We start from the raw sequence: 11,867 nt of genomic DNA on the forward strand, positions 1-11,867 counted from the left end.
TGGCTTGCCGATGAATCTGCTCGATCCGCAAGGGCCCGTGGCTGCGGCCAATAGAACTATTTTGGTCGATTCGGTCTTCATCATGCTCGTGATCGTGGTGCCGACCATTTTCGCGATTCTGGCTTTCGCGTTCTGGTTTCGCGCCTCGAATCCGAGGGCGCGCTACCAGCCGGAGTTCGTCTATTCCGGCCGAGTCGAGATGGTGGTGTGGTCTATTCCGGCGCTCACCGTGATCCTGCTCGGCGGCGTCGCCTGGATCGGCTCGCACCAGCTCGATCCCGCCGCGCCCGTGCCGGGCACCGGCAGCCCAGTGCGGATCCAGGCGGTCTCGCTCGACTGGAAATGGCTGTTCATCTATCCGGACCAGCGCATCGCCACCGTCAACACGCTGACGGTGCCGGCCGGCGCCGAGCTGAATTTCCAGCTGACGTCATCGAGCGTGATGAACACGTTCTTCATCCCGCAGCTCGGCAGCATGATCTACACCATGAACGGCATGGTGACGAAGCTGAACCTGCGCGCCGACAACGAAGGCAAGCTTCAGGGCCTGTCCGCGCATTTCTCCGGCGACGGTTTCCCGGACATGATGTTCGACGTCAACGTGATCTCGCCGCTCGCCTTCCCGGACTGGGTGGCGAACACGGCGAAGACGGACGCGGTGCTGAACGAGGACAGCTACAAGAAGCTGATGCAGCAGGGCATTGAGAAGGGCAGGCCGGTCTACCGCCTCGACGATCCGCGCCTGTTCGATTTGATCGCGACCCAGCACATTCCGCCGGGGCCCGGGCCGGCCCTCGCGTCCGAAGCAGGCCGGTCGCACAGTGGAGGCCATGATGCTCGGTAAGCTCGATTGGTCGGCCATCCCGCTCGACCAGCCGATTCCGCTCGTCGCCGGCGCGGTGGTGCTTGTCGCGATCCTCGGCGTGCTGGGCTGGGTCGTGGTGAAGGGACATCTGCCCTATCTCTGGCACGAATGGATCACCAGCGTCGACCACAAGCGCATCGGTGTCATGTACATCCTGCTCGCCTCGGTCATGCTGCTGCGCGGCGGCAGCGACGCCATCATGATGCGGATCCAGCAGGCTGTGGCGTATCAATCGCAGGGCTATCTGCCGCCGGAGCACTACAACCAGATATTCTCCGCGCACGGCACCATCATGATCTTCTTCGTGGCGATGCCGTTCGTGATCGGGCTGATGAACCTCATCGTACCGCTCCAGCTCGGCGTGCGCGACGTCGCCTTCCCGACGCTCAATTCGGTCGGCTTCTGGCTGACGGCGACGGGTGCGCTCTTGGTCAATATCTCGCTCGTGGTCGGCGAATTCGCGCGCACCGGCTGGCTCGCCTTTCCGCCGCTGTCGGAACTGTCCTATTCGCCCGGCGTCGGCGTCGACTATTACGCCTGGTCGCTGCAGATCTCCGGCGTCGGCACGCTGGTGGCCGGCATCAATCTCGTCACCACCGTGCTGAAGCTGCGCACCAAGGGCATGAACTACCTGCGCATGCCGATGTTCTGCTGGACCACGCTGGCCTCGAACCTCCTCATCGTCGCGGCGTTCCCGATCCTTACCGCGACGCTGGCGATGCTGCTGCTCGACCGCTATCTCGGCTTCCACTTCTTCACCAACGAGGCCGGCGGCAACGTCATGATGTTCATGAACCTGATCTGGGCCTGGGGCCATCCCGAGGTCTACATCCTGGTGCTGCCCGCCTTCGGCATCTTCTCCGAGGTGGTCTCGACCTTCTCCGGCAAGGCGCTATTCGGCTACCGCTCCATGGTGCTCGCGACCATGGCGATCTGTGTCGTCTCCTTCATGGTCTGGCTGCACCACTTCTTCACGATGGGCGCAGGTCCCAACGTCAATGCCATCTTCGGCATCGCCAGCATGATCATTGCGATACCGACCGGCGTGAAGATCTACAATTGGCTGTTCACGATGTATGGCGGCCGCATCCGTTTTGCGACACCAATGTTGTGGTCGGTCGGCTTTATGGTGACGTTTCTCATCGGCGGACTGACCGGCGTGCTGCTCGCGGTGCCGCCGGCCGACTTCATGCTCCACAACAGCATGTTCCTGGTGGCGCACTTCCACAACGTGATCATCGGCGGCGTGCTGTTCGGTGTTTTTGCCGGCTTCGAGTACTGGTTCCCGAAGGCGTTCGGGTTCCGTCTCGACGAACGCTGGGGCAAGGCCGCGTTCTGGTTCACCTTCATCGGTTTCTTCATAACCTTCATGCCGCTCTACATTGCCGGCATGCTCGGCATGACCCGGCGCATGCAGCACTACGACGTCGCGGCCTGGCGGCCCTGGATGATCGTTGCGGCGGTCGGCGTGGCGGTGCTGACGATCGGGGTGATCTGTCAGATCGTGCAGCTCGTCGTCAGCATCCGCAATCGCGAGGCGTTGCGCGACCGCACCGGCGATCCCTGGGACGGGCGCTCGCTGGAATGGGCAACCTCGTCGCCGCCGCCGGTGTTCAACTTCGCCTTCAATCCCGATGTGCGCGGCGAGGACGCCTATTGGGATATGAAGGCGCGCGCGAGGCAGCAATCGCTCGCGCATAAGACGCCGGATTATCAGGATATCGAGATGCCCCGGAATTCCCCGACCGGATTCGTCTGTGCCTTCTTCGCCACCATCATGGGATTCGCGCTGATCTGGCACATCTGGTGGATGGTGATCCTGGGCGGCTTGGGCGCTTGGGCGACCTTCGTCGTGTTCGCCTGGCGCGACCATGACGAATACGTCATCCCGGCCGAGGAGGTCGCCCGCATCGACCGCAGCAACATCGAGGAACGGCGCAACCTCGTCAGCATGGCGGGAGCAGTCTGATGGCGATGACCGCGACCGCAAGCCACGCGCACGCCGATCCCCATCATATCGGCCTCGTCATCGAGCATCCCGGCCCCGCGCCGAAGCGGATCGTGACCGCCTACGGCTTCTGGATCTTCCTGCTCTCCGACATCGTGATGTTCTCCTGCTTCTTCGCGGCCTATGCGGTGCTGTCAGGCCAGACCGCCGGCGGCCCCAAGGGCGCGGAGATCTTCGAGCAGAGGAACGTGGCGATCGAGACGGTCTGCCTGCTGTTGTCGAGCTTCACCTGCGGCATGGCCAGCATCGCCGCCGACGTGCGCAACCGGTTCTGGTTTTATCTTAGCATGACCGTGACCTGCGTGCTCGGGCTGATATTCCTCGTTCTCGAGTTTCGCGAATTTGCCGACCTCATCGCGCGCGGCTATGGCCCGTCACGCAGTGCGTTCCTGACCGCGTTCTTCTCGTTGGTCGGCTGCCATGGCCTTCACGTCTCCGCCGGCGTGCTGTGGCTTCTCACCATGATGGCCCAGGTGTTCGCCAAGGGCTTTCGCGCAGACATCTTGCGCCGGATGACGTGCTTTGCGCTGTTCTGGCACGCGCTCGACATCGTCTGGGTCGCAGTGTTCTCCGTCGTTTACCTGCTCGGGAGCGCGCCATGAGTGAGCAGACGCATGGGATGGTCAAACGCGACCTCGCGCCGGGCGAGGAAGAAGAGCATAGCGTCGGCGCAAGGATCCTCGGTTACGTCGTCGGGCTCGTGCTCGCGCTGCTGCTCACGGCGACGTCGTTCTTCATCGCCGGCACGGACCTGGTCTGGCAGCCCTCGATTCCCGTCGCGCTGATCGTGCTCGCGATCGCACAGATGGGCGTGCATCTGGTGTTCTTCCTGCACATCACTACCGGCCCCGACAACACCAACAACGTGCTGGCGCTCGCCTTCGGGCTGCTGGTGGTGTTCCTGGTGGTCGGCGGCACGGTCTGGATCATGGCGAATCTCAACGCCAACATGCCGCCGATGGACCAGATCATGCGGATGCAGTGACAGCCGCGCAAAAAGAGAGAGCCGCTTGCTAGTGACAAGCGGCCCAAGTCTAGGGAGGAAACGCCCAAGCAAAGACAATCGGCCGGAGCCGGATTGCTGCCAAGGAAACGCTCGCGCAAGGGCGCTTGCGTTGGCATACAAATGCAGCAACCGCCGACGAAGTTCAATTCCGGATCAATACGGTCTCGGATTACCACTCACGGCTGCGTGAGGGAGCTTGCTCACCTTGGCCGGCGGCAATTGTAGGCCTTGCGGAAGCCGGCCGCCTGGGCGTCGTCCTCCGAGCAGAACCAGCGATCCGGTGTCGTGGTCGCGGGATAGCTCGGGCATCCCCGCAGATGGTAGATGCCGATATTGCCGGTGACGCGGGCGCGCACCGCGAGCTTGCCCTTGATGCTGCAGTTGGGGGGCATGGTCAGCTCCTCCGGAAACAGCACGGCGCGGATTTCCTTGTCGCGGTCCGGGCGGCAGGCGGTGCCCAGCAGCGCGCCGTCCTTCTTGCCGCTGCGGAAATCTTGCGGTGCAACAAAACAGCCCTTCCAGATCCCCGCCGCCGTCGTCTTGGCCTCGGTGGCTGCCGGCTTGACGTTGGCCTTCATCGGCTCGCGTGCGAGGGCAAAGCCGAGCTTGATCAGCTGCTCGTTCAGGCTGGCCTTGTCGCCTTCGGCCGTGCAGATGGCGCGGTGCCGCTTGCCAAAGCTCTTCTCGGGCCCGACATCGTCGCAGCGCACCGTTCGTTTGTTGATGAGCTTCGCGAGCTGGTCGCGGGCCTCGATGCCGCAGGTCCAGGCATCGGCTTTATTGTCTATACAGACCTGGTCGAGCTCCGGCGCGTCGACGCCGTCGAGCCGGTAGGTGACGTCGCCGAGCTGGACCGAGTTGCCGTCACGGGCCGTCGCGGCGCCGGTCAGCGCGGAAACTGGTCCGGACAAGGCCAGAAATCCGGACAAGGCGAGAAACGAAACGAGCGCAAAAGCGCGGGCGGCTGCAAAGATTTTCTGGAAGGACATACGGTCTCGCTATCGATGGCTCGTGCGCCCCGTTCCTAGCATCCGGATCTGGCGAGACCAATGGTCTGCGCCTCGCGAAGTGCAACATTCCGGCCCCGCAGCTTTACTCCGCCGTCGCTCTGCCCGTATCGTTTCGCCGGCCTCGCTGACCGCGCAAGGCCGAATCGCCCGGTAAGCGGCGAGGGGGAGGACAAGGTTGCGATGAAAGACCCTGTGGATGTCCTGATCATCGGCGCCGGCGCTTCGGGCGCGGCGGTGGCGTGGTCGCTGGCCGAGACCAAGATGCACATCCTCTGCCTGGAGCAGGGCGGCTGGATGAACCCGGCGGAATATCCCAGCACGGGCCGCGACTGGGAGGCCAAGTTCTACGGCGAATGGTCGTCGAGCCCGAACGTGCGCGGCCGGCCGGAGGACTACCCGATCAACGACGACAACTCTCCGATCAAGGTCGTGAACTACAACGCGGTCGGCGGCTCGACGGTGATGTACACCGCGCACTGGCCGCGGCTGCATCCCTCCGATTTCAAGGTGAAGACGCTCGATGGCGTCGCCGACGACTGGCCGATCGACTACGAGGCATTGACTCCGTTCTTCGAAGAGAACGACCGCATGATGGGCACGTCGGGCCTGTCAGGCGATCCGCTGTCGCCGCTGACGCATCCGCCGATGCCGCAGCAGCCGATGGGTCTGTCCGGCGCCATCATCGCCAAGGCCATGAACAAGCTCGGCTGGCACTGGTGGCCGTCGGACACCACGGTCGCGACGATGGACTACGAGGGCCGGGCGCGCTGCATCAATCTCGGGCATTGCACGCCGGCCTGCGCGCAAGGCGCAAAATCCTCCACCGACATCACCTATTGGCCGCATGCGATCCGTGCCGGCGTCGAGCTGCGCACGCATTGCCGGGTGCGCGAGATCACCACCGACGAGAACGGCATGGCCTCGGGCGTGGTCTATTACGACAAGGACGGCATCGAGCAGTTTCAGCCCGCGCATGTCGTCGTCATCGCCTGCAACGGCGTCGGCACGCCGCGGCTGCTGCTCAACTCGGCATCGGGCCGCTTCCCCAACGGGCTCGCCAATTCGTCGGGCCTCGTCGGCAAGAACCTGATGTTCCATCCCTATGCGCAGATCTACGGCTATGTGAAGGAGCCGACCGACTCTAACCGCGCGCCGCCGACCTGTCTGTGGAGCAAGCAATGGTATGACACCGACCTGTCGCGCGGTTTCGTGCGCGGCTATGGCGTTCAGTTCGTGCGCGGGGCCGGGCCGGTGTTCGAAGCGGTCGTGAGCGAGCAAAAGGGCATCTTGCCGTGGGGCGAGGATCACCACCGTGTCTTCCGCAAGCTCAACGGCCACCGGCTCGGTTTCTCCGCAATCTGCGAGGATCTGCCGGAGGAGCACAATCGTGTCACGCTCGATCCGGTGCTGAAGGACAGTCACGGCATTCCCGCGCCGAAGGTCGACTACACCATCAGCGAGAACAGCCGGAAGATGATGGAGCACGCGCTGGCGCGCGGCCGCGAGTTTCTTGAGACGGCCGGCGCGAGCGACATCTGCGTCAACTCGCCGATCCCCTGGGGCGGCTGGCACCTGCTCGGCACCGCGCGCATGGGCACCGACCCAGAGCGCTCCGTCGTCAACGAATGGGGCCGCTCGCACGACGTGAAGAACCTCTTCATCGTCGACGGCAGCATCTTCGTCACCTCGGGCGGCGTGAACCCGACCTCCACCATCCAGGCCCTCGCGCTCTACATCGCCGACCAGATGAAGCAGCGCCTCGCCAATTTGTTCGATTGAGGCTGTGATGTCCGCAGACAACCAACTGACACGCAGGCAGCGCGACGATCTCCGCGCTATCGCCGCGATGATCATCCCGGCCAGCGACGAGTACAAGGTGCCGGGCGCCGACGATCCCGCGATCCAGGCCGACATGCTGGCAACGCTCGGTCGCGATACCAAATTGGTGGCGGCGGCGCTGGATCATTTGGCGCGGCTCGCCGGGGGCCCGCTCGCCGAGCTCGATGCCGCCAGACGCGATGCGGTGGTGCACGAGTTTCGGAAGAGCGGCGGTGCCGCCGCGGCAACGCTCGTCCGTGTCGTACTGCAATGCTATTACCGCGACGACCGCGTGCTGGGCTCGCTGGGGCTCGACCTGCGCGCGCCATTCCCCAAGGGCCATGTGCTCCCAGAGGGGGACTGGTCGCTGCTCGATCCGGTCAAGGCGAGAGGTGGCTCGCTGAGGCGCCCGCCCTAGCCATCTGGGCAGCCCGGCGCTGCGCTCCAGGCGGGCCCTTGCGGCGGCGGGAACAGGCCACCATCTGTGTGAGCCTCAAGGACTCTTGCCATGTTGGACTTCACCTCAGATATCGCCGATGACGCACCGTCATCGCGAACGACGGCGTCTGGCCCGGCCGATGACCGGGCGCTGCTGGACGCCTATTCCAGTGCCGTGATCGACGTGACCGACCGGGTCGGGCCCGCGGTCGTGCGCGTCGAGACCGGCCCCAAGGTGTCGAACGGTCGCGAGCGCGGCGGGCTCGGCTCCGGCATCGTGATCTCGCCGGATGGGCTCGTGCTCACCAACAGCCATGTGGTCGGCACGTCGAAGGAGATCCGGCTGCGCGACGTCGAAGGCCATGTCGGCGACGCCCAGGTGCTCGGCGTTGATCCCGATACGGATCTGGCGCTGCTGCGTGCCAATGGCGTGCGGCACTTGCCCTATGCCGCGCTCGGCAATTCCAAGAGCCTGCGGCGCGGCCAGCTCGTGATCGCGATCGGCAATCCGCTCGGCTTCGAATCGACCGTGACGGCCGGCGTGGTCTCGGCGCTCGGCCGCTCGATCCGCTCGGTGAGCGGGCGCACCATCGAGGACGTGATCCAGACCGATGCCGCCCTCAATCCCGGCAATTCCGGCGGGCCGCTGGTGTCGTCGCATGCCGAGGTGATCGGCATCAACACCGCGATCATCAATGGCGCGCAAGGAATCTGTTTTGCGGTCGCCAGCAACACCGCGCAATTCGTGCTGTCGGAGATCATCCGCCACGGCTATGTCCGCCGCGCCTATATCGGTGTCGCCGGGCAGACCGCGCCGGTCCCGCGGCGGCACGCGGTGCTGGCCGGGGTCGAGAACAAGATGGGCGCGCTTCTGATGCAGATCGAGCCGGATGGACCAGCGGCGAAGGCAGGCCTGTTGCCCGGCGACGTCGTGATCAGGCTCGACGGCGTCGAGATCAATGGCGTCGACGATCTGATCCGCGTGCTCGACCGCGACCGGATCGGCCGCCGGCTCGCCATGGACGTGCTGCGCCTCGGCCGCCTCCGGGCGATCGATATCGACCCGATCGAGCGCAAGCCGGCGCGCTGAACCGGGCGATGACAGCGTGTATGTGCCTGACGCGGAGAGAGGCTGGCGCCTAGCCTCTACTCCGCCGCGGCGGCAAAGCGGCTGTTCTCCAGCTCCGCTTCCAGCCGCGCCGTCTCGGCCGCCGCCAGCCTGATGTTGGCCTCCTTGACGTGGCCGAAGCCGCGGATGGTCTCCGGCACGCGCGCAAGCCGCGCCAGCAGCGGGATCTGCTCCGCCTTCAGCCCTGTGATCCGCTGATCGATCATCGCCAGGTAATGCGCGATTAGCTTGCGCTCGGTCCGGCGCTCCTCGGTGCGGCCGAACGGATCGAACGCGGTGCCGCGCAGGAATTTCAGCCTGGCGAGCACGCGGAAGGCGTGGGTCATCCAGCTGCCGAACTCCTGCTTCTGCAGATGTCCGGTTGCCTTGTCGCGCTTGGCGAAGATCGGCGGTGCGAGGTGATACTTCAGCGTGAAGTCGCCGTCAAACTTCTCCGAGACTTGCTTGGCGAAGCTGCCGTCGGTGTAGAGCCGGGCGACTTCATATTCGTCCTTGTAGGACATCAGCTTGAACAGGTTCTTTGCGATCGCTTCGGTGAGCTCGGTTGACCCCGCCGAAGCCGTGCTCTCCGCCTTGCGCACCTTGGCGACGGCTGCGAGGTAGCGGTCGGCATAGGCCTTGTCCTGATAGAAGGTCAGGAATTCGGCGCGCGTCGCGATGATATCGTCGAGCGATTTCGCAGGCGCGGACGCTCTTGCCTTGAACTGGAGCACGCTGCGCACGCGCGACATGTCGTGGGCAGCGAGCCGGCCCCAGGTGAAGGCGAGCTTGTTCATCTCGATCGCAGCGCCGTTGATCTCGATGGCGCGGAGCAGGGCCTCCAGCGACAGCGGGATCGCGCCCTTCTGGAACGCAAAGCCGAGCATGAAGGGGTTGGTCGCGATGGAATCGCCCATCAGTGCCGCGGCAATGCCTGTCGCGTCGATGATGTCGAGGTTGTTGTCGCCGATAGCGTCGCGGAGCACGGTCTGCATCGCGCCCATCTCGAAATCGAGATCGGGGTTTTGCACGAAGCTCGCGGTCGGCTGCAGATCAGCGTTGATGTAGGCCTTGGTCACACCGCGCTCGGCGCGGCTCAGCGCCGTCGGGCCCGCGGAAACGATCATGTCGCAGCCGAGGATGACGTCAGCGCCGCCCGTGGTGATGCGGACCGCGGAAATATCTTCCGGCCTCCGTGCGATGCGGACATGGCTCATCACCGCGCCGTTCTTCTGCGACAGGCCGGTGAAGTCGAGCGCCGAGCAGCCGCGGCCGTCGACATGGGCAGCCATGCCGAGCAGGGCACCGATGGTGATGACGCCGGTGCCGCCGATGCCGGTGACGAGGATGTTGTAGGGCCCGTCCAGCTCACGCGCCGGCGGCAGCGGCAGATCCGCGAACAGCTGGCCGGAATCCACAGCCGAGGTCTTCATCCGCTTCAGCGAGCCGCCATGGACGGTGACGAAGCTCGGGCAAAAGCCCTCGACGCAGGAAAAGTCCTTGTTGCAGTTCGACTGGTCGATCTGGCGCTTGCGGCCGAATTCGGTCTCCAGCGGCTGCACCGAGACGCAGTTCGAGGCCTGCGAGCAATCGCCGCAACCTTCGCAAACGAGCTCGTTGATGAAGGCGCGCTTGGCGGGATCGGGATAGAGCCCGCGCTTACGGCGGCGGCGCTTCTCGGCGGCGCAGGTCTGGTCGTAGATGATGACCGTTAGGCCCTTGATATCGCGCAGCTCGCGCTGCACGGCATCGAGCTCGCGGCGGTGGTGGATGGTCGCGCCTTGCGGGAAGTATCCGCCTTGCGGATACTTTGTGGGATCGTCGGAGACGATCGCAAGCCGCTTGACGCCTTCGGCCCAGACTTGATGGGCGATCTGCGCGACGTTGAAGGCGCCTTCGGCGGGCTGGCCGCCGGTCATCGCCACGGCGTCGTTGTAGAGGATCTTGTAGGTGATGTTGATGCCGGCGGCCGAAGCCGCACGAAGGGCGAGCAGGCCGGAATGCGTGTAGGTGCCGTCGCCGAGATTCTGGAAGATGTGATTCTCGTTCGTGAAGGGCGACTGGCCGATCCAGTTCACGCCCTCGGCGCCCATATGCGAGATCAGATCCGTGCGGCGGGTCGGCATGCTCAGCGCCATGCCGTGGCAGCCGATGCCGGCCATGGCGCGGCTGCCCTCGGGCACCCGCGTCGAGGTGTTGTGCGGGCAGCCCGAGCAGAAGAACGGCGTGCGCGCGAGCTTGATCGGCGTGCTGGTCGTCACCGGGTTGTCGAAGGCCTCGAGCCTGGCGAGGCGCTGCTCCAGCACGGGACTGTGATGGCCGAGCTTGCGCAAGCGCGCCACCAGCGCGCCAGCGACGATGGTCGGCGTCAGCTCGCCCTCGCTCGGCAACAGCGGTGCGCCGCGCTCATCGCGCTTGCCGGTGACGGTCGGGCGCTTTGAGGCATCGACGTTGTAGAGGATCCGCATCAGCTGGTCTTCGATGAAGCCGCGCTTCTCCTCGACCACCAGCACGTCCTGAAGACCTTCAGCGAAACGTTTCGCGCCGCTTTCCTCCAGCGGCCAGGTCAAGGCAACCTTGTAGATGCGAAGGCCCAGGTCCTGCGCGTCCTTGTCGGTGATGCCGAGATCAACGAGCGCCTGGCGCAGGTCGAGATAGGCTTTTCCAGTCGCGACGATGCCGAGCCGCGCAGGCTTGGAATCGAGCACCATGCGGTCGAGCTGGTTGGCGCGGGCGAAGGCCTGCACTGCGGCCATCTTGGGGCCGAACAGGCGCTTCTCAGCCTCGAGCGGCGGATCGGGCCAGCGGATGTTGAGGCCGCCGGGCGGCATCTCGAAATCGTCGGGCACCACGATCTGGATGCGTTCAGGGTCGCTATAGATCGACGCGGAGCTCTCCACGGTCTCGCTGATCGCCTTGAAGCCGACCCAGCAGCCCGAGAAGCGCGACAGTGCAAAACCGTAGAGGCCGAGGTCGAGATAGTCCTGGAGCGTGGCAGGATTGATCACGGGAATCAGCGCCGCCGCGAACACCTGCTCGCTCTGATGCGCCAGCGTCGAGGACTGGCAGCCGTGGTCGTCGCCAGCGAGCGCCAGCACGCCGCCGTTGCGCGAGGTGCCGGCGGCATTGGCGTGCTTGAGCGCATCGACCGAGCGGTCGACGCCCGGGCCCTTGCCGTACCAGATGCCGAACACGCCATCGACCTTGGCGCCGGGAAACAGGCCGACCTGCTGGCTGCCCCAGACCGCAGTTGCGGCGAGGTCCTCGTTCAAACCAGGGACGAAAGCGATGTCGTGCTGCTGAAGGTGCGACTTCGCCCGCCACAACGCGTGGTCGTACATGCCGAGCGGGGAACCGCGATAGCCCGAGATGAAGCCGCCGGTGTTGAGGCCCTGAAGCCGGTCGCGTTCGCGCTGCAACATGGGCAGGCGGACCAGGGCCTGCGTGCCGGACAGGAAGATCCGCTTCGATTCGAGCCGGTATTTGTCGTCCAGCTCGACCTGCAACAGCGTCATTCGGAAGTCCTCGTCTTTCGTTCGGCGGGAGGTTTGCGGTGCGGGAGGAATCGCGGCTGCGCGATGCGAATTGTGACAGTCAAAAGGATGGGCCAGCGA

At 65.0% G+C, this 11,867-nt stretch carries 9 protein-coding genes; 7 read left to right on the top strand and 2 right to left on the bottom strand.

Annotation, left to right across the window (positions count from 1 at the left end; all coding sequences use genetic code 11):
* Positions 1-10 precede the first annotated feature (10 nt).
* Genes I6F33_RS18520 through cyoD form a run of 4 tightly spaced genes read left to right on the top strand, consistent with a single transcriptional unit; the run spans position 11 to position 3,858 of the window.
* Complete coding sequence (locus I6F33_RS18520) at positions 11-844, top strand: ubiquinol oxidase subunit II (RefSeq protein ID WP_036026020.1); 834 nt, start codon at positions 11-13, stop codon at positions 842-844.
* Positions 834-2,834: a cytochrome o ubiquinol oxidase subunit I gene (gene cyoB / locus I6F33_RS18525; RefSeq protein ID WP_225143818.1), complete on the top strand. Its 2,001-nt coding sequence runs from the start codon at positions 834-836 to the stop codon at positions 2,832-2,834. The genes I6F33_RS18520 and cyoB overlap by 11 nt, the downstream gene beginning before the upstream one ends.
* The gene (locus I6F33_RS18530) at positions 2,834-3,475 is read left to right on the top strand and encodes a cytochrome (ubi)quinol oxidase subunit III (protein ID WP_036037890.1); all 642 of its coding nucleotides are present in this window, start codon (positions 2,834-2,836) and stop codon (positions 3,473-3,475) included. Before cyoB ends, I6F33_RS18530 begins: the two co-directional genes overlap by 1 nt.
* Entirely contained in the window at positions 3,472-3,858 is a 387-nt protein-coding gene (gene cyoD / locus I6F33_RS18535; protein ID WP_036026014.1) for a cytochrome o ubiquinol oxidase subunit IV, read from the top strand. Before I6F33_RS18530 ends, cyoD begins: the two co-directional genes overlap by 4 nt.
* A gap of 221 nt (positions 3,859-4,079) precedes the next feature.
* On the opposite strand, the gene I6F33_RS18540 is transcribed toward cyoD, so the two are convergent.
* Positions 4,080-4,868, bottom strand: a complete 789-nt coding sequence (locus tag I6F33_RS18540; RefSeq protein ID WP_109144585.1) for a thermonuclease family protein — start codon at positions 4,866-4,868, stop codon at positions 4,080-4,082.
* A 201-nt stretch (positions 4,869-5,069) separates the two neighbouring features.
* Here I6F33_RS18540 and I6F33_RS18545 point away from each other — a divergent pair, with 201 nt between their 5' ends.
* The 3 genes from I6F33_RS18545 to I6F33_RS18555 all read left to right on the top strand — a co-directional run bounded on the left by I6F33_RS18545 (position 5,070) and on the right by I6F33_RS18555 (position 8,235).
* On the top strand, positions 5,070-6,668 hold the full coding sequence (locus tag I6F33_RS18545) for a GMC family oxidoreductase (protein WP_225112699.1): 1,599 nt from the start codon (positions 5,070-5,072) through the stop codon (positions 6,666-6,668).
* A gap of 7 nt (positions 6,669-6,675) precedes the next feature.
* Positions 6,676-7,125, top strand: coding sequence for a gluconate 2-dehydrogenase subunit 3 family protein (locus I6F33_RS18550; protein ID WP_225143640.1), 450 nt, complete (start codon positions 6,676-6,678; stop codon positions 7,123-7,125).
* Positions 7,126-7,215: 90 nt separating this feature from the next.
* Positions 7,216-8,235 (top strand): S1C family serine protease, encoded by a 1,020-nt coding sequence (locus I6F33_RS18555; RefSeq protein ID WP_225143642.1) that lies wholly within the window; start codon positions 7,216-7,218, stop codon positions 8,233-8,235.
* A 56-nt stretch (positions 8,236-8,291) separates the two neighbouring features.
* Here the strand turns inward: I6F33_RS18555 and I6F33_RS18560 are convergent, their stop codons facing one another.
* Positions 8,292-11,768 carry an indolepyruvate ferredoxin oxidoreductase family protein gene (locus tag I6F33_RS18560; RefSeq protein ID WP_225143644.1) on the bottom strand — a complete coding sequence of 1,159 codons (3,477 nt, stop codon included), beginning with the start codon at positions 11,766-11,768 and terminating at the stop codon, positions 8,292-8,294.
* Positions 11,769-11,867 lie beyond the last annotated feature (99 nt).

The organism is Bradyrhizobium sp. BRP20, assembly GCF_020194215.1.
Lineage (GTDB): Bacteria > Pseudomonadota > Alphaproteobacteria > Rhizobiales > Xanthobacteraceae > Bradyrhizobium > Bradyrhizobium yuanmingense.